Source organism: Bradyrhizobium australafricanum, from assembly GCF_020329495.1.
GTDB classification, from domain to species: domain Bacteria; phylum Pseudomonadota; class Alphaproteobacteria; order Rhizobiales; family Xanthobacteraceae; genus Bradyrhizobium; species Bradyrhizobium australafricanum.
In genome coordinates, this window is the sequence record NZ_JAGKJL010000038.1 from 35260 (window position 1) to 57585 (window position 22326).

Genomic DNA, 22326 nt, shown 5'->3' on the forward strand with positions numbered 1-22326 from the left:
GGCGTTATTGCTGATCGACGGTGGTGACGACGCTGTTCACCGGGCGCGAGCTTACGGTCGGCAGCTTGACGTCCTTGGCGAGCTCCTGCTCGTATTGCGGCAGCACTGTCACCGGGAACTTGGCGCGCATCGCGACCACCTTGTAGCCGCCGGCCTTGAGCTGCGTCAGCAGCGTGGGCAGCGCTTCCGCGGTGTGCTTCTGGAAGTCGTGCATGAGGATGATGCCCTTGCCGAGCTTGTTCAGCTTCTTCATCACGGTGTCGATCACCTGCTGCGGCTTGCTCGCCTTGAAGTCGAAGGAGTCGAGGTCGCAGGAGAAGATCGCGATGTTGCGGTTGCCGAGATAGGTCACCATCTCCGGCGGATGCTGCAGCGCCGGGAAGCGGAAGAACGGCGAGGGTGAAGTCTCGAGCGCCCACTTGACCGCGGCGTAGCCGCGCTCGATCTCGTCCTTCTTCTGATCCTCGGTCAGCTTCTTGTTATTCAGATTGGCGTGCGACCAGGTGTGGGCGCCGACCGTGTGGCCGGCGGCATAGACCTGCCGCAGGATTTCAGGGTGATAGGTCGCGTGCTTGCCAATCGGGAAGAAGATGCCCGTGGTGCATTCATCCGCGAGCGCCTTCAGCACTGCCGGCGTGTTGCCCGGCCACGGGCCGTCGTCGAAGGTCAGCACCACCTCATGGTCGCGCAGGAAGTCGAGCTGCTTGAAATGCTCGAAGCCGAAGCCCGGACCGCCGGTGGTATCGATCTCGACCGTGCGGCCGACGCCGAGGGCGTTCGGATTGTTGCAGGCGGCGCGCGCCGGCTGCGGCGGTTGCTTCGGCGGAACCGGGGCTGCGGTTGCGGTTGCCGGGGCCGGTGCTGCGGCGGCGGGCGCGGAAGCCGCGGCCGCTGGTGCTGCCGGTGCCGCAGCGGCGCCCTTGGGGGGTGACGTCTGCGACCAAGCTGCGCTCGACGCGAGCAACGATACGGTCCCCGCAAAAATCAGACCTGTCGCAATGCGCATGGCGTGTTCCCTGCTGCTCGCGCTCCCGGCGCCGGCATTGCCGTGACCGGGTCGCTTCGCCCCCAACCGATCGTACCCTAGTCGCAGTGGCGACGCCAAGGCAATGAACGTGGCGAGCGCGTGTCCAAAATCCTCGCCGGATCAGTTAATTCCGGGGATTATCGTCATATCTCAGGCGGCCGCCAATGCCCGTGCGATCCCGGTCTTGATGCGCGTGTCGTCGGGCGCAACCGACTCAGCGAAAACGTCGGCGATGTAGCCGTCGCGGCCGATCAGGTATTTGTGAAAATTCCAGCGCGGCACGTCCTTCGGCCGAGCCTCCGCCGCCCAGCGGTAGAACGGATGCGCGCTCGTTCCGCGGATGATCGCTTTCGCCGCGATCGGGAAGGTGACGCCGTATTGATGCTGAGCGGTCTCGGCGATCTCGGTTGGGCCGCCGGGCTCCTGGCCGCCGAAGTCATTGGAGGGGACGCCAATGATGACGAAGCCGCGATCGCGGAATTCGGTCCAGAGTTGCTGCAGGCCGGCATATTGCGGCGTGAAGCCACAGAGCGAGGCCGTGTTCACGATCATCAGCGGACGGCCGGCATAGTCGGCAAGTCTGATATCGCCGCCGCCGAGTGCCGGAAATGAGAAGGCGTAGGCGGTGATCCGGCTCATCGCGGGCTGCTCGGCACGAAGCGGGCGGGATGCCGCGGCTGCGGCGATCGCGGTCACGATCAGTGTCCTGCGGTCCATCATGGTCTCGTCCCCGGAACAGATGTTCGTCGGGATCATAATCCGGAGGGGACGCGCAGGCTTTCAAGAAGGCGTTATTGCCGGAAGCGGGTCGCCGGATCGCCTCAACGCAGCGGCAGGATGAAGTCAGTGCCTTCGCCGGTCTCGCCCTGGTTCACACCGAGGTCGGAGACGATGATCGATCCGCCGGTGCCGAGCGCTTCGCTGATCCGCGCCATCACGTCGGCCGGAATCGAGATGCGGTCGAGCGCCTCGGCCGGGGTGTTGGTCGCCGGCTGCGGCTTGGCCTCGGCCACCGCCGCGGCCGCGACCTTGCGGCGATGCGAGGCACGCTCCTCGACGTCGATGCGGGCGACGTTGCGGGTCGGCAGCGTCACCACCGACCAGCGCAGCAGGTTCGTATCGGTCTTGTCGGCTTGTGCGGTGAACACATGGGTGCCGAGCGGCCGGTCGCCTGCCGCGATCGTCACCGGCACCTCGAACAGCGGTGCAAAATTCTGCCGCACGTAGAGCTTGGAATCCTTGCGGCTGATGAACACCGCAATCTGGCCGGCGCGCTTCGGCACGTCGATCCTGGCGGTGCCCGGCAGCCGCGCCGGGTCCTTCTTGGCGTCGGGCGCATCAGCTGCGGTCGCTGCCTCGGCGGGCTTGTCAGCGGCCTTCGATGCATCGGCCTTCGGTGCGTCGGTCTTCGGTGCATCGATCTTGGGCGCCTCGGCAACACCGGGCTTGGCGGCGTCCGCCTTCGGCTCGTCGGCCTTGGCTTCCGCCTTCACCGGATCGCTTGCGGAGACCTCGCTCCTTGGCGTGTCGGTGCTGGCGGTGGTTTCGCCGACCGTCTTGTCATCTGTGGTCGCGTTGCTGTCGTGGCCGGCGGAATTGGTCTCGGCCGGCTTGTCGGCGGCGGCCGTCTCGGGCTTCACGGTCTCGGACTTGTCCGCTGCGATCTTCTCCGCGATGGCGTCGCGCGCCGTGGAAGAGGACGCATCGGACATTGTCACTGACGCACTCGCTGCCGGCATCGCGCTGCTGGCGTCGGCGGTGTGGGTGTTGTCGCGCAGCGACGCGGCGGCATGGCCGACGCTGCTGCGCAAATCGAGACTGGACTGCTTGTCGGCGCCCTTGTCGCTCTTCACGCCGAGCGGCGCATCCATCTTCAGAATGTCGTCGGCGACCGGCTGCTGCGGCGCCACCTTTTGCGTGACCAGCAGCGGGTGCGAGAAACTTTCTGGCGAGATCGTGCCCGGCGTGACGAAGACGCGGGCGCCCATCCGCGTCCAATTGTACATCTTGACCGCGAACGACATCGGCATGCGGATGCAGCCGTGGGACGCCGGATAGCCGGGCAGCACGCCGGCATGCATGGCGATGCCCGACCAGGTGATGCGCTGCATATACGGCATCGGCGCGCCGCTGTAGATGTTGGACTGATGGTACTTCTGCTTCTGGATGACGCTGAAGACACCCATCGGGGTCGAATGCCCCTTCATGCCGGTCGACACCGGGCTCTCGGCATAGAGGCCGTTGGCGTCGTAGAGGCTGACCCGCTGCTGGTCGATCGAGACCGAGATGATCAGGGGACCTTGCGGCTTGCTGCCGGCCTCCTTCTCGATCGCCGGATTCTTCTTGGCTGTGTTGCGCTTCGGCTTCTGCCGGTGCGGCTGCGGCATCGGCTCGTAGTCGCCGTAGAAGGCGGAGTCGCGGTTCCAGTAATAGAGCGCTGCATCGGCCTGCGTGGAGGCGGCGACGGTGCCGGCGGTCGTCAGAATTGCCAGCTGCCAGAACCGCTCATTCGCGAAGTCAAAAACCGAAATCCGCCGTCCACCTGCGCGCATATTCCGAATCCCAGTCCAAACTACCTGTTGGTTGTCGCAGACGCACAACGCGTTCACCAGCGCAAGCGATCTAACCCTTCCGTGAGGGCGGTATTTTCGACGAAAGAGTAACAAAAAAGCCTCACAAGAGGTTAAAGCGCCGCGTTCGATCACCGAACTGTCAGCGCCTTCCTGTGTGGTGTTTGCGCACTACATAGGCGGGACCCACCCCGCGGAGACCTCAATGACATCGAGAACTGTGAGCTTGTGTGACCTGCGACGGTTGTCTCGATGGGGATGCGCGGTGCTGCTGATGTTGCTGGCTTTGGGGCAGGCAGGTCCTGCGGTCGCGGCCGACGAGCCGGACCTGATCTTCCGCCGCTCCACCGTGTTCAAATGGGTGAGCCCCAACGACAAGCTCGCGACCTATGGCGTCGACGATCCCGAGGTCGAGGGCGTCGCCTGTCACTTTACGGTGCCGGAGAGGGGCGGCTTCAAGGGCTGGCTTGGCCTTGCCGAGGAAGTCTCCGATATCTCGCTGGCTTGCCGGCAGATCGGGCCGATCCGCTTCAAGACCAAGCTCGGGCAGGGCGATGACATGTTCAGCAAGCGCCGGTCGCTGTTCTTCAAGAAGATGCAGATCGTGCGCGGCTGCGACGCCAAGCGCAATGTGCTGGTCTACATGGTCTATTCGGACCGCCTGATCGAGGGCTCGCCAAAGAACTCGACGTCGTCGGTGCCGATCATGCCGTGGGGCGCGGCCGATGCTGCCGTGCAGAAGTGCGGCGAGTTCATTCAATAGCTGGAGCAGGGGCTTGGCCCAGGCGGCTGAGGCGGTGGGCGAGCTAGCGCTCGGTTTGCCCGAACTGCTTCGCGCTGATGCCAAGGCCCGGCTTGACCTTCGAGTCGCGGCAGCCGACGAGGCGGACCAGCTTCTGCGGCGCGCACTCATTGTCGCCCATGACATAAGCGCCTTGCTGCGGCATCGCGGCCGTCATCTGCTGCTGGCCGGATTTGCTCGCCGCGGATTCATTGCCAACACCGATGTTGCCATTGCCCACGACTGACATCCTTCGTTGGATCGGGAGGGATTACCACAACGTGCCACCACGATGATGGTTGCACGGCGCCCAGATATGAGTCGACGAAACCGCCGCCCGGTTCACCGCCGCCCCTGCTGTGCTGCTTCCTCTCTCAGCAGAGGAAAGTTAACAAAGCGCGGTAGCTCGTTCAGTTTGCACGCATAATTGGCCGTCGCTTCGGCAGTGGCCGGGGTCCGGCATTGTCGCGCGAAGTTTTCAACAGCTTTTCAGTCACGCTCCTGCCGCTGAAATCATTGGTGTTTTCCGGCGAATGTTTCGTGGACCGCTGGTCGACGAAACAATTCGAGTTCCGACGAAACCATTTTCGGCTTGTTCCGCAGAACTCCGGAAACGGCAGATCGTTATCAGACCGTCACACAACGGCGCCGGACGCCGACGAGCGGAATAACGGAGACTGTCAGATGCGAACCATGCGCCTGATCCTCGCCTTCGCCTTTGTGATGGCCGGTTCGTCGATGGCAGGCTCGCCGGACAGCGGTTTGCCCGGGATCGGCACCTTCTCCTATAACGGCTCGCCGGTAGTCACCCCGGTCCCGATGGTGCTAGCGCAGGCCAACTGAGCGCGACGCAAAAAACAGAACTGCCGGTAAAGGCTCTCCCAATGGTGCTCCGTATCTGTTCCGCCGCGATGTTGGCATCGCTTGTCCTGATGGGGCCCTTGGCGGGCGCCGCGCAGGCCCAATCCCAGCTCCCCCTCGAATCGATGCAGATCCGCTCGCTGTACCGCGTGCCTGAACCGCGCGACGAGTTCGTGCGGCAATGCGCGCCGCATATGCTCGGCCGCTGGGCGCATCCCGAGGCGGTGTGCGGCTGCCTGCACGACCACGCCGCCGCGACCGTGGACGATCCCGACCTGCGCCAGGCGCTGCTGCGCGGCATCAGCGAGACCGGCGTGCCGACCATCGAGACCGATTGGGTGCCCCCGTCCAAGCAGGGCGAGATCGGCCCGACCTTCACCAAGATCGCCAAGCCGACCCTGCAATGCATGTTCGAGCCGGTCTCGAACTGAGCCGCGCCTCAAATGAGGACCGCAGCGCCTCGCGACAGCGGGGCGTTTTACTTTTTGGCGAGGCGCGGCACGCAGCTGCTGGTCCGCACCACGCCGTTCTGGCTCAGCCTGGAGCCGACGACCTGCTTGATCTGCCCGGCCGGGCACGAGCCGTCATCGACAAGGACGCGCTGGCCGACCCGCAGATCGACGATGTCGCCCTCACGCATGTAGGACTGCTCAGCTGCGGCGGATTGAGCCATCGCGCCAAGGGCTGCGACGCTGACCAGCGCGACGAATCCCAAGCGCAGCATCGCAGCCTCCTTTACTTGTTCTGGATCTTGAGCCCGTCGGGGCCGACATTGATCTGAAGGCCTTCGGGCTGCTTCTTCGCCTGATAAAGATTGTAGCCGAGCATGCCTGCGATCACGACCAATGCGGCGATCACGAGATACAGGACGTTGCGATTTGGCATCCGGTATCTCCGTAAGCGGACACTGACTGAACGCGGGCGACCTTAGTCAGGTGACTGCGATTCTCCTAGAGCGCTGCGGCTTGGCGGATGGCTTGACCGATGTCTTGCGCGTCGCGCGCAGCGCGGCGAGCGTTGTCTTCGCCAATCGTTCCGCCGATGCAACGAGTTGCGGAACCGGATGGCCGGAAAATCCCAGCACGAAGCCGGGCAGTGGCGGCGCGCGATGATAGGTCTCGGCAAGCAGCCAGCCGCCGACGCCGGCATTAGCCTTTGCCTGCGCGGCAATCAGCCGATCGGTCGCGGGATCGAGCCGCGCCACGAGGTGCAGGCCCTGCGAGGGCACGGGAACCGTGAGCTCGCCCTCCGATGCGTTGGCAAGCGTCGACGCCAGGACGTCGCGCGCCTCGCGATAGAGTTTGCGCGATTTGCGTAAGTTGGCCGCGAAGGCGCCGGAGTTCAGCATGTCGGCGACCGCGCCTTCCATCAACGTGGCGGGAAAGCGGTCGAGCGCGGCGCGCGCCGCCGTTACCGGACCGATCAAGGCTTCGGGCAGGGCGCAATAGCCGATCCGCAATCCCGGAAACAGCGTCTTCGCAAACGTGCCCATGTAGATCACGCGGCGCAGATGATCGATGCCGGCCAGCGACAACAGCGGCGCGCCGTCGTAGCGGAACTCGCTGTCGTAGTCGTCTTCGAACACGAAGGCGCCGGCATCCCGTGCCCAGTCGAGCAGCTCGAGCCGGCGCGGCATCGACATCTGCACGCCGAGCGGAAACTGGTGCGAGGGCGTGACATAGGCAGCGCGCGCTTGCGGCGCGGACGCGCGCCCCTTGTCGATGCGCATGCCCGACATGTCGACCGGCACCGACACCGGACGATAGCCGCAATGCTCGATCGCGCGCCGCGCCGCCGGATAGCCGGGGTCTTCGCACCAGACCTGGTCGCCGGGCTTGAGGATCGCCCCGAGCACGATGCGCAGGGCATGCAGCGTGCCGGACGCCAGCATGATCTGGTCGGGGTCGCAGCGCAGCCCGCGCGCCGACAGCAGATGGTCCGATATCGCGGCGCGCAGTTCGCTGCTGCCGCGGGGATCGCCGTAATGCAGATGCTCGGACCCGAACGCGCGCAGCCTGCGGCCGGCGAAGGCGCGGAAGCGCTGCAGCGCGCGCTCGTCGATATGGGTGCAGCCGAGCGACAGCGCATTGTGTTGAGGCGGCTCGATCACGATCCTTGCGCGGCGCGGCGCGGCGGCCTGAGCCGGAATGCGCGCTGCGACGAAGGTTCCGGAGCCCGTGGTTGCCACCGCAAAGCCGTCGGCGATCAGCCGCTCATAGGCCGTGGTGACGGCGTTGCGGCGGAAGCCGGTCTGCTTGGCGAGCGCGCGCGACGGCGGCAGCGGCTCGCCCGGCTTGACGAGGCCGCCGACGATCGCGTGGCACAGCGCCTGATAGAGCCGCTGCTGCGAGGCCGCGCCGGGCGTCACGTGCGGGCCGCCGAGGTCGAGCGGCAGCTCGACCTTGCGCGCCGCGGGCTCCCGGGAATTGGTCGGAATTTTTCGCATGGAATTGGCACTATCGCAGACCAAATGAGCAGCTACAACTCTGGACAGATTCCAGATTTCGAAAGGCTCACCGTGACCGAAGGCGCATCCGCTCCGTCCTATCCCATGTCGTCCCGCAGCCGCGTGAAGCGGCGCCACGACCGCGGCTTCTACGACCACGCCACCGTGCACAAGATCCTCGACGCCTCGATGCTGTGCCACGTCTCCTACGTGATCGACGGCCAGCCCTATTGCACGCCGACCTTCTTCTGGCGCGAGGGCACCAGGCTCTACTGGCACGGCTCGAGCGCGAGCCGGATGCTGGAGAACCAGTCCGAAGGGCAACGCGTGTGCCTGACGGTCGCCCATCTCGACAGCCTGGTGCTGGCGCGCTGCGGCTTCAACCACTCGGCCGACTATCGCGCGGTGATGGCGTTCGGGTCAGCCTATCTCGTCACCGACTCCGCAGAGAAGGAACGCGCGATCGTCGCGATGGTCGACCGTTTCTTTCCCGAGCGCACCGCGAGCCTGCGTGCCAGCAACAAGCAGGAGATCAAGGCGACCTCGTTCATCGCGATGGAGATCGAGGAGGCCTCGGCAAAAATTCGCGCCAAGGGCGTCGCCGACGATGACGAGGATTACGAGTTGCCGATCTATGCCGAGCGCATTCCGGTGCGCACCGTGCTCGGCGCGCCCGAGCCGTGTCCGCGGCTACTCGACGGCGTGACGCGGCCGAAGACGCTCGATGGCTATTCGGAAGGCCGGCTGCTCGAAGATGCATTGCGGGACGCCCATTTTGCGCAATACCCCGCGGAGTGAAATCGGGCTACGTTGCGGCTCCCGCCTGATCTGTTTTCCCGATGGAGCCAAAGCATGACTGCCGAGACGCAACAACGAATCCTTGCCGCCGTTGACGAGGGATTCGATGCGCAGCTTGCGACGACGCAGGCCTTTGTCGCGATCCCGTCGACCCGCGGCGCCGAGGGGCCGTGCCAGGACATGATCGGCGATCTCCTGCGCGAGCGCGGCTACGAGGTCGACGACTGGCACATCAATCTCGACGAACTGAAGGATTTGCGCGGCTTTGGCCCGATCGAGCATGATTTCTCGAAGGCGCGCACGGTGGTCGGCACCTACCGCCCGGCCACCAATGCCGGCAAATCGCTGATCCTGCAGGGCCACTGCGACGTGGTGCCGACCGGTCCGCTCGAGATGTGGGAGACGCCGCCGTTCTCGCCCGTCATCAAGGACGGCAGGATGTATGGCCGCGGCGCCTGCGACATGAAGTCCGGCACCATCGCCGCGCTCTACGCGCTGGATGCGATCGGGAAGGCCGGCCTGAAGCCGACCGCGCGGATTCACTTCCAGTCCGTGATCGAGGAGGAGAGCACCGGCGTCGGCGCGCTCTCGACCTTGCAGCGCGGCTATCGCGCCGATGCCTGCTTCATCCCGGAGCCGACCAACGGCAAGATGATCCGCTCGCAGGTCGGCGTGATCTGGTTCCGCCTGAAGGTGCGCGGTTTCCCGGTGCATGTGTTCGAGGCCGGCGCGGGCTCGAACGCAATCATGGCGGCGTATCATCTGGTGCACGCGCTGGAGCAACTCGAGATCGCCTGGAACGAGCGCGCCAAGGCCGACCGCCACTTCAAGGACGTCAATCACCCGATCAATTTCAATCCGGGCATCATCAAGGGCGGCGACTGGGCCTCCAGCGTGCCGGCCTGGTGCGACGTCGACTGCCGCATCGCGGTCTTGCCGGGCTGGTCGATCGCCGAGTGCCAGAAGGAGATTCTGGCTTGCGTGTCGGCGGCGGCGCGCGATCATCGCTTCCTCTCCAACAATCCGCCGCAGGTCGAATGGTCGGGCTTCCTGTCGGAAGGCTACGAGTTGGTGAACTCCGAGGCACCGGAAGCTGCCTTCGCCAAGGCGCACCAGGTCGTCTATGGCGGCGCGGTGGAAGACCGCGCCTTCACCGCGCTGACCGACACGCGCTTCTACGGCTTGAACCACAACATCCCGAGCCTCTGCTTCGGCGCCACCGGCGCGGCGATGCACGGCTTCAACGAATATGTCGAGCTCGACTCGCTGCGGAAGGCAACCAAGGCGATGGCGCTGTTCATCGCGGAATGGTGCGGCGTGGAAAAGGCGTAGGTAGTCTCTCCGTCATTGCGAGGAGCGAAGCGACGAAGCAATCCATTTCTCGGCAAGCGGTGACATGGATTGCTTCGCTTCGCTCGCAATGACGACGGCGAGAGCTTAAGGGGGCTCCGGCCACAACGCCTTCACGATCGCATCGAGCCCGTCAGTCAACGCCGCGGGGCCGGGCTGCAGGATGATGGGCGACTTGATCTCGACGATGCGGCCGTTGCGCACCGCCGGGATGTCGCTCCAGCCCTCACGCTTGCGGATGTGGTCGGGCACGACCTTCTTGCCGCACCAGGAGGCCAGGATCACGTCGGGCATCGCCGCGCGCACAGCGTCAGGCGTGACGATGCGATCCTTGGCCGCCCTGTGAACGCGCAGGTGCGGCAGCGCGTCCTCGCCGCCGGCGATCTCGATCAGTTCGGACACCCAGCCGATGCCGCTGATCAGGGGATCGTCCCATTCCTCAAAATAGACCTTTGGCCGCGGTGGCGGACGCGGCGTTGCGGCGATCGTGGCCAGCCGTTGTTCGAGGTGTTGCGCGAGCCGGTCGGCGCGGTCGGCGGCACCGACCATTGCGCCCAAAGTGCGGATCATCGCGAGGATGCCGGCGACGTCGCGCTGGTTGAAGACGTGGACGGCGACGCCGGCGCGCACGAGATCGCCCACGATGTCGGCCTGCAGATCGGAGAAGGCGAGCACCAGATCGGGGTCGAGCGCGAGGATTTTTGGCATGTCGGCGGAGATGAACGCCGACACGCGCGGCTTCTCGCGGCGGACCTGCGGTGGCCGCACCGCGTAGCCGGAGACGCCCACGATGCGGTCCTGCTCGCCGAGCAGATAGAGCGTCTCGACCGTCTCTTCGGTCAGGCAGACGATCCGACGGGGAGGGAAGTCGCGCATGGCAGGCGATATGCAGGCTCGGAGGCACATTGTCACTGATGTCATGACGTCATTTGCGCCATTACCTCAGACGTCATTGCCGGGCCCGCTCGGGCAATCCATCATGCCGATATCAACCTCGAAGAAGGCCACAAAGCAGGGAGTGCCCATGACGCCGCTCGAAAAGATCCAGTCGATGAAGATGCCGTTTGCGGAACTGAAGGGCGTTACCTTCACCGAGGCCGATCAGGACCGGGTGGTCGCGAAAATGGTGGTGCGGCCGGACCTCTGCACCCTCCGCAACACGATCCATGGCGGCGCGGTAATGGCCTTTGCGGACTCGGTCGGCGCCGCTGCGACCGTGCTCAACCTGCCTGAGGACGCCAAGGGCACCACGACGCTGGAGAGCAAGACCAACTTCATCGGCGGTGCCAAGGAGGGGACGACCGTGATTGCGACCGCAACACCGGTTCACCGCGGACGGCGGACCCAGGTGTGGCAGACCAGGCTGGAGACCGAAGACGGCAAGCTGGTCGCGGTGGTGACCCAGACACAGCTGGTACTATGATAGGGCGATAATGTGATTTACCAATCACCACATGCCTTAATTGAATGAATCTCAGTACTTGAATTTTATGGTGCGTCGCACAATATAGGGGTTGCTAGGGACTCGACGCCTCCTCGAGGGCTACCAAGAGGAGTTATGAAATGAACTATGATTCCATTCGTTCGACGGCGGCCAAGGGCACCGTGCGGACGTTGAGCCAGCAGGAAGAGCTTCCTCTGCTGCGCGATCACCTGCTGCGGCTGGATCGCACCAGCCGTCATGATCGTTTTCATGGCTTCATCGACGACAGTTTCATCCGCCGCTACGCCGAGCGCTGCGCCAATGACGGCACGGTCATCATCGCCTATTTCGAGGACGGCGTGGTCCGCGGCGCGGCCGAGTTGCATCCGCCGGAGCAGTCACCGGATGCCCAGCCCGAGATCGCCTTCAGCGTCGAGCGGTCGGCGCGGCGGAAGGGCGTCGGCAGCACGTTGTTCCGCAAGCTGATCGCCGAGGCGCATGCCAAGGGCTACGGCAGCCTGCGCATCACCACCGGCGCCCAGAACGATGCGATGCGGGCGCTCGCCACCAAGTTCGGTGCCCAGCTGACCTTCCGTCATGGCGAGTCGACCGGCAGCATCGACCTGAGCGAGCAGCAGCCCGAAGCGGCGCCGGCTGTCGCCGCGGTGACGCCGGTCGAGGCTGCGCACGCGATCGTCGAAATGAACCGCGCGTATTGGCGCATGGTGATGCAGATCTCCGGCTGGGGCCGGGCGGCCTGAATCGGCAGCGTTTCCAAGCGAAGTGGATACCGGTTCGCGTGAAGGACACGCGCCCAACAAGAATCTCGGATCAAACGAAAAAGGGCAATCCACTCAATGGATTGCCCTCTTTCTTTCAGCAATTGGATGGTGCGTCTCAGGTGCCGGTGCGCTTGTCGGTCGCAAAGCGGCGGACCACGCGGCGCTCGACCACCACGGAGCGCTGTGCGCCCTGTTCGCCGGCGATGACGCGGGTTGCCGTGCCGGTGCGGGCACTGACGCGCGCGGTCTTCTTCACCTCGGCGAGCACGTCGTCATAGGGCAGCCCCATCAGGGCCGACGCGATCTCGGCCTGGGCCTCCACGTCATCGGTGATGCCGATGGCAGCGAAGATTGCTTCTTCCAGCGTCGGCGGATCGTGCCGCACGCGCCGGGTGCCATACTTGGTGTTCCAGTCTCCGCTCATCGCCGCCTCATCATTGAATCGCGGGAGATACGTAAGGTCCCCAATGTTGCATTGCAATATGAATGTGAGATGGCAATCCAGCCATGCAGCTAGAGTCTCTCAATCTTGTGAGCGTCATAAAGTTCGATGGTGGTCGCCGCGGCCGCGAGAGATTGCAGCGAGCGGACGAAATCGCGTGACGCAGGGACCGCGAAATGCGCCGCCAGCGCGGCGCGGTCGGCCCATTGCTCGAGGAACATCAGTCTGAACGGATTCTCGCAGTCGACATGGACCGCGTGGGAGATGCAACCGGGCTCGATGCGAGAGCGATGCACGTGCTCGAGGCTCAGCCGCCGCACCTCGTCGAACGAGTCGGGGCGGGCGGTGACGCTGCCGGTAACGACGATCATGATTCCCCCTCCAATGCGCGATGAAGCCAAGTCATCATCGCGCTTTAGGTTCTTGTTTGAGCATGATCTTTTCGGAAAACCGCTTCGCACTTTTCCGGATCATGCTCTACGGGGTGGCTTCTGCCCCGGATGCACTCGTCTGCTGCTGCGGCCAGCGCTTCAGCGCGGCGCGGCCGGCATCGGTCAGCACATAGATCCCGCGTTCGGCGCGATCGAACCAGCCATAGACATTATGCAGCAGGATCTTGCCGGCGTCGGGAATATCCGCGCGGAGCTCGCGCACCCGCCGCGGCCCATCGGAAAGCGCACAGGCGCAGGCCAGCGCCTGCTGCCGGTAGGCGGTCATGATCGGCGCCCGCGTCGATCCGCCCATTGCGGGATCGCCCTTGCGCTTCTGGTGCTCGGTAATCAGCCGTGAACGCTTCTTCGGATTGCGGCGGGGCGCCGCGGTCGGCGGCCGCACCAGCACCTCGACGTCGCCGCGATCGGTGACGCCGAGCATGCCGAAGCCGAGCCGCCGGCACAGATTGCGATAGCGCGCGTCGCTCTCGCGGCCCTTGCCGCGGGCCGACACCTTTGCCGCGATCCAGACTTCGTCGGCGGCGCCGGCGCGATCGACCGCCTGCAGGATCAGTTCGAGATTGAAGGCGAGCTTGAGTTCGCCGATCACGACGACCGGTGGATCATCGCCGCTCAGCGCCACGAGGTCGCAGCCGCCGATCTCGCCCTTCACCGTGAAGCCGAGCTTTTCCAGGAAGCGTTTGACGGGCAGATAAAGCGCGGTTTCCAACAGGCAGGCTCCTGCGGCATCGGCCGCGACTCGGTGCGCCAGCATAGCGCGGAATTGGGCCCGCCGAGGGCGGATGGAATTTGCCCAAGGCACCGCCGAGCGGCTATTGTCGGAACCGGACCAGGCGCAGCTCATGATCCGGAACGGGCTCTATCATATCACCGTCGAATTTCTCGACGGCGTCTCTGGCGGCAACCAGGGCGTCATGGTGCTGCGCGACGGACAGATGCGCGGCGGCGACTCGTTTTTCTTTGCCTACGGCAGCTACACCGCAGCCGATGGTAAGTGGAAGGGCGAGGTCACCAACGAGGAGCATTCGCCGACCTATGGCGAGCGCCCGGTGTGGGAACGCAAGGTGGTCACGATCGGCTTTACCGGCACCTACACCGACCAGACCGCCGAGGGTGACGGCATGGCGCTCGCCGGCAAGCAGAGCATCCGCTTCAGGTCGAAGCTGCGGCTGCTGGTCGCGGACTAAACCCGCCCGTTCACCGGCAGCAGCGCGCCGGTGACGGCGCTCGCGGCATCGCTGGCGAGGAACAGGATCACCTCGGTGAGTTCTTTCGGCGTCACCCATTTGGAGATGTCGGCCTTCGGCATCGCAGCGCGGTTGGCGGCGGTGTCGATGATCGAGGGCAGCACGGCGTTGACCGTGACCTTGCCCTTCAGTTCCGCAGCGAGCGACTCGGTGAGGCGGTGCACGCCGGCCTTCGAGGCGGCATAGGGACCCATGCCGGAGGCCGCCTGCAAGGCGCCGAGCGCGCCCATATTGATGATCCGCCCGGCGCCCGACTTGGTGAGATGCGGAATGGCGGCGCGCGAGGTGTTGAGCGCCGTCATCACGTTCATCGCATACATGCGCTGCCAGGTCGCCGGATCGCCGTCGCCGACCGCCTCGAAGGTAAAGCCGCCGGCGATGTTGATCAGCCCGTCGAGCCGGCCGAAATGCGAGGCCGCCTTGTCGATCGCGGCCGTCGCCTGCGCCGTGTCGGTGAGGTCGACGCCGCCCAGCTCGATATGGTCGGCCGTCGCCGCAAGCGATGACGCGGCATGATCGATGCCGGCGACGCGCGCGCCGCGCGCCAGCGCCTCTGTGGCGACCACTTTGCCAAGCGCGCCGAGGGCGCCCGTGATGACGATGGCTTTTCCTTGCATGGCGGTCTCCGCATTCGCGAGCAAACGAATGCCCACTATGATCAGGCGGAATTCATTTGCAATGCCGCCAATTTCGTCGCCTACTGCGCGTATTCATCAATTCATTCATCTCAAGGATGTTTGCGATGCCGACACCCAGACCGTGCGAAACCCATCTCGACCTCGTCAGGTTCGGACATAAGCTGCCGCACTTCGCGGATGCGCTGCGGCATCAGCGCAAGATCAAGCTGGTGGCGCTTGGATCGTCGTCGACCGCGGGCGCCGACAACATCCTGCCGTTCCCGCCGCGGCTCGAGATGCTGCTGCGGCAACGCTTCTTCGGCCGGATGATCGATGTGATCAATCGCGGGATCGGCGGGCAGGAGGCGCCGGAGGAATATTCGCGCATCGAGTCCGACGTGACGGCTGAGGCGCCGGTGCTGGTGATCTGGCAAGTCGGCACCAACGCCGTCTATAAGAGCTACAATCCGGCCGAGGTGCGCGCGACGCTGGAGGCCGGGCTCGACGTGCTCGCGGCGCTTCCGCTTGACGTCGTCGTGATGGATTCCCAGTACACGCAGGCGATCGTCGGCACGGAAGCTGCGCTCAATCTCGCCAACGTGATCATGCCGATGATCGCCGAAGTGACTGCAAACAAGAAGGTGAATCTGTTCAGTCGCTTCGCGCTGATGAAGCGCTGGACCGATGACGGGATTCCACTCGCCGAGCTCGACGATGGCGGGCAGCTTCATACCAGCGAATGGGCGACCAATTGCGTAACCCAGTCGCTGTTCGGCGCGATCGACGACGCCTTGAAGCCGGAGGCGATCACGTAAGCCCAACGACGTCGGCCCGACTACGTAAGACTACGGGGTAGGGCTTGTTGGATAAAATTTGCAGCAGTTCTGTAAGTCGTTTGCAGAACCCTTTCCTTAGAAGCGGAACTCCAGCCAAGGTAGGGGTTATGCGAATGGGAAATCTTCCGGATCACGGTTTACCGCTGGTTCAGCTTAAGGAGCAGCGGCGCGATCTCGTGGTGGCGCTGCAAAACCGCAAGGGACCAGTGGGCAGCTGGGAATTGATGCAGATCGCCGCGATCCAGCAGGCGATCTCGGCGTTCGAGGATGTGATTGCCGACCTCGATGCGGAGCTCGAGCTCGAGGCCGCAGCGGCCTGAGCTTTTTTAGTTCAGCCGCGTTTTCTTCACGCGAACCGGTGTGCACGTCGCTCGAAAAGTCGGGCGAACTGATCAGGCCTGCAGATAGCGGCCTTCGAGCGCCTTGCGCTCGGCCTGGCCGAGCCCGAGGCCGTCGCGGAAATAACCGTCGAGGCCGCCATAGTCGGCATCGATCGCCTCGAATGCAGCCTCCAGAAACGCCGCGCGCACGGTGCCGAGCACCTGCTTGACGTCGTCAGGCAACTCGGTGCTATGGGCCGGGTCGCGCTTGTAGAACTGGTTGGTCAGGAGATAGTCGTCCGCGATCACCTGCTCGGACACGCCGAGCGCGTGCAGGATCAGCGCGCAGGCAAATCCGGTGCGGTCCTTGCCGGCGGTGCAGTGGATCACGAGCGGCGCCCGGTCTTCCAATAGATGAGCAAACAGCGTGCGGTAGCGCGCCGTGTTGTCCTGCACATAGCCCCGGTAGGAGTCCCGCATCACGTCGATCGCATCGGCTTCCGAGAGCTGACGGTTGCCGGCGATCTCGCGCAGCGAAGCCACCACGGTCGGCTCGACGGGAAGCGAATGCACGGTGACGTCGCTCATGCCGCACAGCGCCTCGGCGCGCTCGGCGACGCCGCGAAAATCGAACGCGCTCCTAACCCCGAGCGAGCGCACCACGGCAACGTCCTGCTCGGTGAGATGCGCAAGATGGTTGGAGCGGAAGATCTGGCGCCAGCGCACCGTCCGCCCGTCGTGCGTCTGGTAGCCGCCAAGGTCGCGAAAATTGCTGGCGCCGGCGAGATTGAGATGACGGGCAGGGGCTTCGGACATCGGGCGGGCCTGTTGCAGCTGATGAGGTCTTGGCGCAGGAATAGCGGCGCAGACAGGTCTATAACCGGCCCGTTGGGGGGAGAATATGACTTATCGCGGGGGCGCCATTGTCATCGGCGCAATTCTTTTCGAGCTCTTTGGTTCCTCGAACGTGTCGGCGCAGTCCGCCTTCCGGAATTATCATTGCGCTGACGGCACGCAGTTCATTGCCGGGTTCTTCAACGGGGATACGCGCGCGCATCTGCAACTCGACGGCAAGGCGGTGACGCTGAAGAAGCGCCTGTCGCTGACGGGCACGCGCTACAAGGGCGGCGGGGTCACGCTCGAGATCAGCCGGGCCGGGCTTGCCAGGCTCCGGCATGCGAGGCGGCCGGCGACGGCATGCGAGCTGGCATGAAAAAAGGGCCGAAACGCTCGCGTTCCGACCCTTGTTATTGTTCTGCTGCTGTCTGACGTTTTTGCGTCGCGCCCCTCGATCGCATCGGCATCAGTGATCGCGGCCCGGCTTGGCGTCGTCGATGGCCGCCTGATGGTACCAGCTCTCGCTGCAGGCCGAGGTCTCGACTTCAGCGGCGAGTTCGAGCGCGGTCCGCGCCTCACCGTAGCGGCGTCCGCCGAGAGCCGCGCGGCCCCCTGCCGGGAATTGATAGATTGTTGCCGATCCCTGGATCGGTCCTTGGTTTTGGCCCGTGGTGATCATGTCAAAGTCTCCTTTGGCCGGAGCGAGCCTCCATGGTGCGCCCGACTCATTCGCGTGTGGTTACCGTGTTTTCGATATCGGACCGGGCTGGGCGGGGCGCAAGTGACCAAGAAATAGTCATTGTTTGATCAATTCGTGGGCAGATTCGGGTTTGCTTCCTGTGAGGCAGGATGCGGCTGACCAACGCTTGAGCCGCGACGATGGTTGCGGGGCACCCGATCGTTGGACACGAACTGTCACATGGCGCTGCCGCCGCATTAAGCGGCAGGCGATGCCGTAGCCGAATTTGCTGCAGAAACGGGCGGCGGAGGGCGCTGGGAGAAGATTTTGACTGACCGCGGCGCATGCCAGCCGCGCTGCTATGTCGCAGAAAAAAATGCGATCTCCGCTGTGGACATCCGCGGCCGGGCGGGCGCCGCAGTGCAGCGACTGGCATTTTAATTGCTTAGTAAGAGCCGGCCGATGGTGGCCGGGTACGCGTGCGGCGGCCGACTGGCTTTCGGTTCCTCACGGTTTTGCATCATCAACAGAGAGGTTCAATGACCAAGTACAAGCTCGAGTATATCTGGCTCGACGGATATACGCCGACGCCGAGCCTGCGCGGTAAGACGCAGATCAAGGAATTCGCGTCGTTCCCGACCCTCGAACAGCTTCCGCTGTGGGGCTTTGACGGTTCGTCCACCCAGCAGGCTGAAGGCCACAGCTCTGACTGCGTGCTGAAGCCGGTCGCCTGCTATCCCGACGCCGCGCGCGAGAACGGCGTGCTGGTGATGTGCGAAGTCATGATGCCCGACGGCAAGACGCCGCATGTCTCGAACAAGCGCGCCACCGTTCTGGATGACGAAGGCGCCTGGTTCGGCTTCGAGCAGGAATACTTCTTCTACAAGGACGGCCGTCCGCTCGGCTTTCCGGAAGAGGGTTATCCGGCGCCGCAGGGCCCGTACTACACCGGCGTCGGCTACAAGAACGTCGGCAGCGTCGCCCGCAAGATCGTCGAAGAGCATCTCAATCTCTGCCTCGCCGCCGGCATCAACCACGAAGGCATCAACGCCGAAGTGGCGAAGGGCCAGTGGGAATTCCAGATCTTCGGCAAGGGCTCCAAGACCGCCGCTGACCAGATGTGGATGGCCCGCTACCTGATGCTGCGCCTCACCGAGAGTTACGGCATCGATATCGAATTCCATTGCAAGCCGCTCGGCGACACCGACTGGAACGGCTCGGGCATGCACGCCAACTTCTCGACCAAGTACATGCGCGAAGTCGGCGGCAAGGAGTACTTCGAGAGCCTGATGAAGGCCTTCGACAAGAACCTGATGGATCACATCGCCGTCTACGGTCCGGACAACGACAAGCGCCTGACCGGCAAGCACGAGACCGCGCCGTGGAACAAGTTCAGCTACGGCGTGGCTGACCGTGGTGCCTCGATCCGCGTTCCGCACTCCTTCGTCAACAACGGCTACAAGGGCTATCTGGAAGACCGTCGCCCGAACTCGCAAGGCGACCCCTACCAGATCGCTTCGCAGATCCTGAAGACGATCTCCGAGGTTCCGACCGGCGCCAAGGCTGCGGCCTAAGCTGCTATCGGACCCGGATGGAGCCATCCGGTACCGCAAATCGGGTCCGCTAGGGCGACAGCCTTGGCGGACCTTCGCTATTTAGCGATACCCTTTGCAGGCGGCGTTCCGCCGAAACCGGTTTCGCTGCGTTATGAACCGCGCTAGATAACGGGTGCATCTTGGCTGCCGGGGACGCGGCGCTTGTTTGAGGGGTTTTACAAGGTCCGGTTCGAACTCGGCGGCGCCGTCGGCCGCAGCGTGATGTATGTCGGCGATGGCAAGATGCTGGGCGGCAATTCGGCGTTCGCCCATATCGGCACCTACCAGAAAGCCGGCGACGAGGTCGCAGTCGAGATCCAGACCGTCCGCCACAACCCCGATCCAAACTACCGCGCGATGGCCGGTACCGATGACGCCACGCTGATTGCCAAAGGCCGGCCGGACGGCGACCTCTACCGCTTCAAGGGCGAGCTGAAGGAGTTGCCCGGCGTGCCGTTCCAGTCGGTGATGACGCCGATCACCGGGGAGGACATCCCCATCGCCGGCGGGGTCGGCGAGGGTGGCGTCATCAACGGGCTCTATTCGGTCCACATCCGCGTGCTCGACGGGGTCGACGGCGGCCTCACCGGCGTGATGCTGCTGAATAACGGCCGCATCCTCGGCGGCGACGCCTTCTTCTACTATCTCGGCACCTACACTTCCGAGAAGGGCCGCTGGAAGGGCCAGATCCTCAATCAGGAGCACACTTCGGCGATGGGCGAGAACCCGATCTTTGGCGGCCACGAGGTCGGCATCGGCTTTGCCGGCACCTGCGACGCCGAGGGCGCCGTGCTGGAGGCGACCGCGCTTGCCGGCAAGCGCAGCCTGCGCCTCACGGCCGCGCTCAAGCTGATGCGGCGGGCATAGGCGATATGAGCGGTTCGGTTCGTGTGCTTTCGACGCTGGCGCTCAAGGGTGCGGTCGCGCGGCTTGCCGCCGCCTATCAGGCGGCGAGCGGCGTTGCGATCGACGCCGATTTCGCCCCGACGCTGGCGCTGCTCGAACGCCTGCGCGGCGGCGAGGGCGCCGACCTCGTGATCCTGACCCGCGAAGGCCTCGATGAGATGATCGGCGAGGGCCGCGTTGCGCGGGAGAGCGCAGTGGATCTTGCGCGTTCCCATGTCGGCGTCGCGGTGAAGGCGGGGGCGGCGCATCCCGACATCGCAACTGAAGCCGCGCTGCGTGCGGCGCTGCTCGGTGCGCGGGCGGTGGCCTATTCGCGGCTCGGCGCCAGCGGCATCCTGTTCGCGCAGCTGATCGCGCGTCTCGGCATTGTGGCGGCGATTAACGCGCGGGCGGTGATCATTCCGAGCGGCTTCACCGCGGTAAAGCTCGTCAGCGGCGACGCCGATCTCGCAATCCAGCAGATCAGTGAGTTGAAGCAGATCGAGGGCATCGAGGTCGTCGGGCCGATTCCGCTGGATTTGCAGACCCCGGCGGTGTTTTCCGCCGGCCGCATGGCAGCCTCGCAGCGCGCAGCGGCCGCCGATCATCTGCTGCGCTATCTGTCGTCGGCTGATGTCGCGCCAGTGCTGCGCGAGACCGGGCTCGAGCCTTGAATTCGCCCGCACCGCGACGCAACCTGCTGGTCATGTTCAAACCACTTCATGCGATTGTCTTAGCTGCGGCGCTGGCCGCGCCCGTGCTTGCCCACGCGCAATCGGCCGACCTCGTGCTGTGCGACCGGCTTGCCGCCGATCCCACCGATCCCGACAAGCCGGCCGACGTGAAGGGCGTGCCCGACATCGCGTCGGCCGACATTGCGACCGCGATCAAGTACTGCGCGGTGGCCGCAAGATCGTCGCGCCGCGCGATGTACCAGCTCGGCCGGGCCTATGCCGCCAACCGGCAGACGGCGGAAGCCGCAAGCGCGTGGCGCAAGGCGGCCGACAAGGGCTCGACCTCGGCGATGGTCGAACTCGGCGTGCTCTACGGCAACGGCACCGGCGTTGCCAAAGACGAGGCGCAGGCGCGCAAATTGTTCGAGCGCGCGGCGCAGGCCGGCAACGCGCGCGGCGTCAGCAATCTCGCCGCGCTCGGCGGCGGCGGCGCGGCAGCTGATCCGGCACGCGCGCGCGAATTGCTCGCCAAATCCGCCGAGACCAATGCCGAAGCGCAGTACCAGCTCGGCATGATGCTGGCCGAAGGCCAGGGCGGCGCGCAGGACGATGCCGGCGCGCGGGCGCTGTTCGAGAAGGCCGCTGCGCAGAACCATCCGGGCGCGCTGGAGCGGATGGGCGCCTTCGCGCAGGCCGGTCGCGGCGGGCCGAAGGACAGCGATGCCGCGAAAGCCTATTACGAGCGGGCGGCGGCGCTCGGCGACGAGGATGCCAAGAAGGCGCTGGAGCGGGCCCGCTGTCCTTATGTCATCAAGGACAAGCGCGGCAATACCGTGACCAATCTCTGCTTCTAACTGAACTGGAACGCTCGCCGCGGCATGTCGTTGACATGCGAAAGGCATTGGCGAGGTGCTGCGATGATCCGCAAACTAAGTTCCGGCGAGTACCGGCTCTATTCCCGCAAGGTCAATCCGAAGACCGGCAAGCGCCGCAATCTCGGCACCTTCAAGTCGCGCGCGGCGGCGGAGAAGCACGAGCGCGACGTGCAGTATTTCAAGCGCCACTAGTTCGGAGTTGCGCGACTTAAGGCACTGGGCAGGCCGCGCCGGTCTTCACCCAGGCCTCGACCAGCGCGCCGGCCTGCGCCTGCGTGCCCGGTGCCGGTGCGCGGCCGAAGCCGGGGTGCCACGCCCAGCCCACCAGCGTGTCCTTGCCGATATGCTCGACCAGCTCCTCGACCTTGCGGCCGCCATTGCGTGCGGGGTCGCGGATTTGCGCGCAAATCTCGCCGACGGTCTTGCCGGCCCATGCCATCTCGCGCGGCGCAAGGTGCCATTCCGGATGGCCCGGCACCCGACCGGGGTCGAAATTGGCGTGCTGGTGACAGATCGAGCAGCGCATGGCGTCCTTGCCGTGGCCGTCCGCACCGCGCGTCACCGGCGGCTGATGCATGCGGCTGATGTCGCCCTGCCGCGGGCTGTCGCCGGCGGGATGGCAATTGGTGCAGCGCGGATGCGTCAACACCTTGCCGAGCTCGGTGAAGATCGCCGCCGAGCGCTGCTCGACATTCTCGATGCCGGCAAAGCTTTCCGGCGAGGCGAGGGCGTGGCTCGCGCTTTCCGACGCCGCGTAGCCCGCGCACAGGCTGGTCGCGAGCGCCGTCAGCACCGCAACGATCCGAAACCGCGTTTCCGATGGCATTGC

General features: G+C 64.9%; 31 protein-coding genes. 16 read left to right on the forward strand and 15 right to left on the reverse strand.

All coding sequences use genetic code 11. The annotated features are described in order from the left end of the window. Positions 1-4 precede the first annotated feature (4 nt). The 3 genes from J6525_RS28925 to J6525_RS28935 form a co-directional block, all read right to left on the reverse strand. Positions 5-1006 carry a polysaccharide deacetylase family protein gene (locus tag J6525_RS28925; RefSeq protein WP_225647191.1) on the reverse strand — a complete coding sequence of 334 codons (1002 nt, stop codon included), beginning with the start codon at positions 1004-1006 and terminating at the stop codon, positions 5-7. Between the two features lie 171 nt (positions 1007-1177). Further along, a complete protein-coding gene (locus J6525_RS28930; RefSeq protein ID WP_225647192.1) occupies positions 1178-1747 on the reverse strand; it encodes a glutathione peroxidase in 570 nt (189 codons plus the stop codon). 101 nt (positions 1748-1848) lie between these two features. Then, the gene (locus tag J6525_RS28935; protein WP_225647193.1) at positions 1849-3579 is read right to left on the reverse strand and encodes a L,D-transpeptidase; all 1731 of its coding nucleotides are present in this window, start codon (positions 3577-3579) and stop codon (positions 1849-1851) included. 223 nt (positions 3580-3802) lie between these two features. Between J6525_RS28935 and J6525_RS28940 the strand changes: the two genes are divergently transcribed. Continuing rightward, positions 3803-4360, forward strand: coding sequence for a CreA family protein (locus J6525_RS28940; protein ID WP_028332339.1), 558 nt, complete (start codon positions 3803-3805; stop codon positions 4358-4360). Positions 4361-4403: 43 nt separating this feature from the next. On the opposite strand, the gene J6525_RS28945 is transcribed toward J6525_RS28940, so the two are convergent. Next, on the reverse strand, positions 4404-4628 hold the full coding sequence (locus J6525_RS28945) for a hypothetical protein (protein ID WP_076832039.1): 225 nt from the start codon (positions 4626-4628) through the stop codon (positions 4404-4406). A 212-nt stretch (positions 4629-4840) separates the two neighbouring features. Between J6525_RS28945 and J6525_RS28950 the strand changes: the two genes are divergently transcribed. Both J6525_RS28950 and J6525_RS28955 read left to right on the forward strand, forming a co-directional pair. Then, entirely contained in the window at positions 4841-5221 is a 381-nt protein-coding gene (locus J6525_RS28950) for a hypothetical protein (RefSeq protein WP_225647194.1), read from the forward strand. 41 nt (positions 5222-5262) lie between these two features. After that, complete coding sequence (locus tag J6525_RS28955) at positions 5263-5670, forward strand: hypothetical protein (RefSeq protein ID WP_018271325.1); 408 nt, start codon at positions 5263-5265, stop codon at positions 5668-5670. Positions 5671-5717: 47 nt separating this feature from the next. On the opposite strand, the gene J6525_RS28960 is transcribed toward J6525_RS28955, so the two are convergent. Genes J6525_RS28960 through pdxR form a run of 3 tightly spaced genes read right to left on the reverse strand, consistent with a single transcriptional unit; the run spans position 5718 to position 7685 of the window. Continuing rightward, entirely contained in the window at positions 5718-5963 is a 246-nt protein-coding gene (locus J6525_RS28960) for a DUF6719 family protein (protein ID WP_051110164.1), read from the reverse strand. Positions 5964-5974: 11 nt separating this feature from the next. After that, complete coding sequence (locus tag J6525_RS28965) at positions 5975-6124, reverse strand: hypothetical protein (RefSeq protein WP_016843044.1); 150 nt, start codon at positions 6122-6124, stop codon at positions 5975-5977. Between the two features lie 46 nt (positions 6125-6170). After that, positions 6171-7685: a MocR-like pyridoxine biosynthesis transcription factor PdxR gene (gene pdxR, locus J6525_RS28970; RefSeq protein WP_225647195.1), complete on the reverse strand. Its 1515-nt coding sequence runs from the start codon at positions 7683-7685 to the stop codon at positions 6171-6173. Positions 7686-7790: 105 nt separating this feature from the next. Between pdxR and J6525_RS28975 the strand changes: the two genes are divergently transcribed. Both J6525_RS28975 and J6525_RS28980 read left to right on the forward strand, forming a co-directional pair. After that, complete coding sequence (locus tag J6525_RS28975) at positions 7791-8483, forward strand: pyridoxamine 5'-phosphate oxidase family protein (RefSeq protein WP_376708573.1); 693 nt, start codon at positions 7791-7793, stop codon at positions 8481-8483. A 54-nt stretch (positions 8484-8537) separates the two neighbouring features. Continuing rightward, the gene (locus J6525_RS28980; protein ID WP_225647196.1) at positions 8538-9815 is read left to right on the forward strand and encodes an ArgE/DapE family deacylase; all 1278 of its coding nucleotides are present in this window, start codon (positions 8538-8540) and stop codon (positions 9813-9815) included. 105 nt (positions 9816-9920) lie between these two features. Here the strand turns inward: J6525_RS28980 and J6525_RS28985 are convergent, their stop codons facing one another. Beyond that, positions 9921-10709, reverse strand: a complete 789-nt coding sequence (locus tag J6525_RS28985) for a cobalamin-binding protein (protein ID WP_225647197.1) — start codon at positions 10707-10709, stop codon at positions 9921-9923. A 148-nt stretch (positions 10710-10857) separates the two neighbouring features. Between J6525_RS28985 and J6525_RS28990 the strand changes: the two genes are divergently transcribed. Together J6525_RS28990 and J6525_RS28995 are read left to right on the forward strand one after the other, a co-directional pair. Further along, a complete protein-coding gene (locus J6525_RS28990) occupies positions 10858-11256 on the forward strand; it encodes a PaaI family thioesterase (protein ID WP_092086487.1) in 399 nt (132 codons plus the stop codon). A 140-nt stretch (positions 11257-11396) separates the two neighbouring features. Continuing rightward, the gene (locus J6525_RS28995; RefSeq protein WP_225647198.1) at positions 11397-12017 is read left to right on the forward strand and encodes a GNAT family N-acetyltransferase; all 621 of its coding nucleotides are present in this window, start codon (positions 11397-11399) and stop codon (positions 12015-12017) included. 136 nt (positions 12018-12153) lie between these two features. Here the strand turns inward: J6525_RS28995 and J6525_RS29000 are convergent, their stop codons facing one another. The 3 genes from J6525_RS29000 to J6525_RS29010 all read right to left on the reverse strand — a co-directional run bounded on the left by J6525_RS29000 (position 12154) and on the right by J6525_RS29010 (position 13641). Next, positions 12154-12462: a hypothetical protein gene (locus J6525_RS29000; RefSeq protein ID WP_016843036.1), complete on the reverse strand. Its 309-nt coding sequence runs from the start codon at positions 12460-12462 to the stop codon at positions 12154-12156. Between the two features lie 89 nt (positions 12463-12551). Further along, positions 12552-12851 carry a putative quinol monooxygenase gene (locus J6525_RS29005; protein WP_225647199.1) on the reverse strand — a complete coding sequence of 100 codons (300 nt, stop codon included), beginning with the start codon at positions 12849-12851 and terminating at the stop codon, positions 12552-12554. A gap of 106 nt (positions 12852-12957) precedes the next feature. Beyond that, a complete protein-coding gene (locus J6525_RS29010) occupies positions 12958-13641 on the reverse strand; it encodes a DUF2161 domain-containing phosphodiesterase (RefSeq protein ID WP_225647200.1) in 684 nt (227 codons plus the stop codon). Between the two features lie 73 nt (positions 13642-13714). On the opposite strand from J6525_RS29010, the gene J6525_RS29015 reads away from it, so the two are divergent. Continuing rightward, the gene (locus J6525_RS29015; RefSeq protein ID WP_225647201.1) at positions 13715-14119 is read left to right on the forward strand and encodes a GrlR family regulatory protein; all 405 of its coding nucleotides are present in this window, start codon (positions 13715-13717) and stop codon (positions 14117-14119) included. On the opposite strand, the gene fabG is transcribed toward J6525_RS29015, so the two are convergent. Beyond that, positions 14116-14796: a 3-oxoacyl-ACP reductase FabG gene (gene fabG / locus J6525_RS29020; RefSeq protein ID WP_225647202.1), complete on the reverse strand. Its 681-nt coding sequence runs from the start codon at positions 14794-14796 to the stop codon at positions 14116-14118. The two genes, J6525_RS29015 and fabG, sit on opposite strands and share 4 nt — an antisense overlap. 125 nt (positions 14797-14921) lie before the next feature. Here fabG and J6525_RS29025 point away from each other — a divergent pair, with 125 nt between their 5' ends. Then, positions 14922-15611, forward strand: coding sequence for an SGNH/GDSL hydrolase family protein (locus J6525_RS29025; RefSeq protein ID WP_092086471.1), 690 nt, complete (start codon positions 14922-14924; stop codon positions 15609-15611). Positions 15612-15745: 134 nt separating this feature from the next. Further along, positions 15746-15952: a hypothetical protein gene (locus tag J6525_RS29030; protein ID WP_035634033.1), complete on the forward strand. Its 207-nt coding sequence runs from the start codon at positions 15746-15748 to the stop codon at positions 15950-15952. A gap of 72 nt (positions 15953-16024) precedes the next feature. Here the strand turns inward: J6525_RS29030 and J6525_RS29035 are convergent, their stop codons facing one another. Next, positions 16025-16768 (reverse strand): tyrosine-protein phosphatase, encoded by a 744-nt coding sequence (locus J6525_RS29035; RefSeq protein ID WP_225647203.1) that lies wholly within the window; start codon positions 16766-16768, stop codon positions 16025-16027. Positions 16769-16853: 85 nt separating this feature from the next. Between J6525_RS29035 and J6525_RS29040 the strand changes: the two genes are divergently transcribed. Next, the gene (locus tag J6525_RS29040; RefSeq protein WP_028332324.1) at positions 16854-17165 is read left to right on the forward strand and encodes an MliC family protein; all 312 of its coding nucleotides are present in this window, start codon (positions 16854-16856) and stop codon (positions 17163-17165) included. A gap of 90 nt (positions 17166-17255) precedes the next feature. On the opposite strand, the gene J6525_RS29045 is transcribed toward J6525_RS29040, so the two are convergent. Further along, positions 17256-17468 carry a DUF2735 domain-containing protein gene (locus J6525_RS29045; protein ID WP_050386610.1) on the reverse strand — a complete coding sequence of 71 codons (213 nt, stop codon included), beginning with the start codon at positions 17466-17468 and terminating at the stop codon, positions 17256-17258. Positions 17469-18007: 539 nt separating this feature from the next. On the opposite strand from J6525_RS29045, the gene J6525_RS29050 reads away from it, so the two are divergent. The 5 genes from J6525_RS29050 (at position 18008) to J6525_RS29070 (ending at position 21689) form a co-directional block, all read left to right on the forward strand. Beyond that, positions 18008-19042 (forward strand): glutamine synthetase beta-grasp domain-containing protein, encoded by a 1035-nt coding sequence (locus tag J6525_RS29050; RefSeq protein WP_024581543.1) that lies wholly within the window; start codon positions 18008-18010, stop codon positions 19040-19042. 183 nt (positions 19043-19225) lie between these two features. After that, positions 19226-19930, forward strand: a complete 705-nt coding sequence (locus J6525_RS29055; protein WP_225647204.1) for a hypothetical protein — start codon at positions 19226-19228, stop codon at positions 19928-19930. A 5-nt stretch (positions 19931-19935) separates the two neighbouring features. Beyond that, positions 19936-20622 carry a substrate-binding domain-containing protein gene (locus J6525_RS29060; protein ID WP_092086358.1) on the forward strand — a complete coding sequence of 229 codons (687 nt, stop codon included), beginning with the start codon at positions 19936-19938 and terminating at the stop codon, positions 20620-20622. A 32-nt stretch (positions 20623-20654) separates the two neighbouring features. Beyond that, the gene (locus J6525_RS29065; RefSeq protein ID WP_225647205.1) at positions 20655-21476 is read left to right on the forward strand and encodes a tetratricopeptide repeat protein; all 822 of its coding nucleotides are present in this window, start codon (positions 20655-20657) and stop codon (positions 21474-21476) included. A 63-nt stretch (positions 21477-21539) separates the two neighbouring features. Beyond that, positions 21540-21689: a hypothetical protein gene (locus tag J6525_RS29070; RefSeq protein ID WP_092086355.1), complete on the forward strand. Its 150-nt coding sequence runs from the start codon at positions 21540-21542 to the stop codon at positions 21687-21689. A 16-nt stretch (positions 21690-21705) separates the two neighbouring features. Here the strand turns inward: J6525_RS29070 and J6525_RS29075 are convergent, their stop codons facing one another. Further along, a complete protein-coding gene (locus J6525_RS29075) occupies positions 21706-22323 on the reverse strand; it encodes an Isoquinoline 1-oxidoreductase subunit (RefSeq protein ID WP_225647206.1) in 618 nt (205 codons plus the stop codon). Positions 22324-22326: the final 3 nt, after the last annotated feature.

What these genes read in the sequence shown, in the direction of transcription:
- J6525_RS28925 (WP_225647191.1), bottom strand. Translation starts at nt 1,006, where the DNA reads ATGCGCATTGCGACAGGTCTGATTTTTGCGGGGACCGTATCGTTGCTC.
- J6525_RS28930 (WP_225647192.1), bottom strand. Translation starts at nt 1,747, where the DNA reads ATGATGGACCGCAGGACACTGATCGTGACCGCGATCGCCGCAGCCGCG.
- J6525_RS28935 (WP_225647193.1), bottom strand. Translation starts at nt 3,579, where the DNA reads ATGCGCGCAGGTGGACGGCGGATTTCGGTTTTTGACTTCGCGAATGAG.
- J6525_RS28940 (WP_028332339.1), top strand. Translation starts at nt 3,803, where the DNA reads ATGACATCGAGAACTGTGAGCTTGTGTGACCTGCGACGGTTGTCTCGA.
- J6525_RS28945 (WP_076832039.1), bottom strand. Translation starts at nt 4,628, where the DNA reads ATGTCAGTCGTGGGCAATGGCAACATCGGTGTTGGCAATGAATCCGCG.
- J6525_RS28955 (WP_018271325.1), top strand. Translation starts at nt 5,263, where the DNA reads ATGGTGCTCCGTATCTGTTCCGCCGCGATGTTGGCATCGCTTGTCCTG.
- J6525_RS28960 (WP_051110164.1), bottom strand. Translation starts at nt 5,963, where the DNA reads ATGCTGCGCTTGGGATTCGTCGCGCTGGTCAGCGTCGCAGCCCTTGGC.
- J6525_RS28965 (WP_016843044.1), bottom strand. Translation starts at nt 6,124, where the DNA reads ATGCCAAATCGCAACGTCCTGTATCTCGTGATCGCCGCATTGGTCGTG.
- pdxR (WP_225647195.1), bottom strand. Translation starts at nt 7,685, where the DNA reads ATGCGAAAAATTCCGACCAATTCCCGGGAGCCCGCGGCGCGCAAGGTC.
- J6525_RS28975 (WP_376708573.1), top strand. Translation starts at nt 7,791, where the DNA reads ATGTCGTCCCGCAGCCGCGTGAAGCGGCGCCACGACCGCGGCTTCTAC.
- J6525_RS28980 (WP_225647196.1), top strand. Translation starts at nt 8,538, where the DNA reads ATGACTGCCGAGACGCAACAACGAATCCTTGCCGCCGTTGACGAGGGA.
- J6525_RS28985 (WP_225647197.1), bottom strand. Translation starts at nt 10,709, where the DNA reads ATGCGCGACTTCCCTCCCCGTCGGATCGTCTGCCTGACCGAAGAGACG.
- J6525_RS28990 (WP_092086487.1), top strand. Translation starts at nt 10,858, where the DNA reads ATGACGCCGCTCGAAAAGATCCAGTCGATGAAGATGCCGTTTGCGGAA.
- J6525_RS28995 (WP_225647198.1), top strand. Translation starts at nt 11,397, where the DNA reads ATGAACTATGATTCCATTCGTTCGACGGCGGCCAAGGGCACCGTGCGG.
- J6525_RS29000 (WP_016843036.1), bottom strand. Translation starts at nt 12,462, where the DNA reads ATGAGCGGAGACTGGAACACCAAGTATGGCACCCGGCGCGTGCGGCAC.
- J6525_RS29005 (WP_225647199.1), bottom strand. Translation starts at nt 12,851, where the DNA reads ATGATCGTCGTTACCGGCAGCGTCACCGCCCGCCCCGACTCGTTCGAC.
- J6525_RS29015 (WP_225647201.1), top strand. Translation starts at nt 13,715, where the DNA reads ATGGAATTTGCCCAAGGCACCGCCGAGCGGCTATTGTCGGAACCGGAC.
- fabG (WP_225647202.1), bottom strand. Translation starts at nt 14,796, where the DNA reads ATGCAAGGAAAAGCCATCGTCATCACGGGCGCCCTCGGCGCGCTTGGC.
- J6525_RS29025 (WP_092086471.1), top strand. Translation starts at nt 14,922, where the DNA reads ATGCCGACACCCAGACCGTGCGAAACCCATCTCGACCTCGTCAGGTTC.
- J6525_RS29030 (WP_035634033.1), top strand. Translation starts at nt 15,746, where the DNA reads ATGGGAAATCTTCCGGATCACGGTTTACCGCTGGTTCAGCTTAAGGAG.
- J6525_RS29035 (WP_225647203.1), bottom strand. Translation starts at nt 16,768, where the DNA reads ATGTCCGAAGCCCCTGCCCGTCATCTCAATCTCGCCGGCGCCAGCAAT.
- J6525_RS29040 (WP_028332324.1), top strand. Translation starts at nt 16,854, where the DNA reads ATGACTTATCGCGGGGGCGCCATTGTCATCGGCGCAATTCTTTTCGAG.
- J6525_RS29045 (WP_050386610.1), bottom strand. Translation starts at nt 17,468, where the DNA reads ATGATCACCACGGGCCAAAACCAAGGACCGATCCAGGGATCGGCAACA.
- J6525_RS29050 (WP_024581543.1), top strand. Translation starts at nt 18,008, where the DNA reads ATGACCAAGTACAAGCTCGAGTATATCTGGCTCGACGGATATACGCCG.
- J6525_RS29060 (WP_092086358.1), top strand. Translation starts at nt 19,936, where the DNA reads ATGAGCGGTTCGGTTCGTGTGCTTTCGACGCTGGCGCTCAAGGGTGCG.
- J6525_RS29065 (WP_225647205.1), top strand. Translation starts at nt 20,655, where the DNA reads ATGTTCAAACCACTTCATGCGATTGTCTTAGCTGCGGCGCTGGCCGCG.
- J6525_RS29070 (WP_092086355.1), top strand. Translation starts at nt 21,540, where the DNA reads ATGATCCGCAAACTAAGTTCCGGCGAGTACCGGCTCTATTCCCGCAAG.
- J6525_RS29075 (WP_225647206.1), bottom strand. Translation starts at nt 22,323, where the DNA reads ATGCCATCGGAAACGCGGTTTCGGATCGTTGCGGTGCTGACGGCGCTC.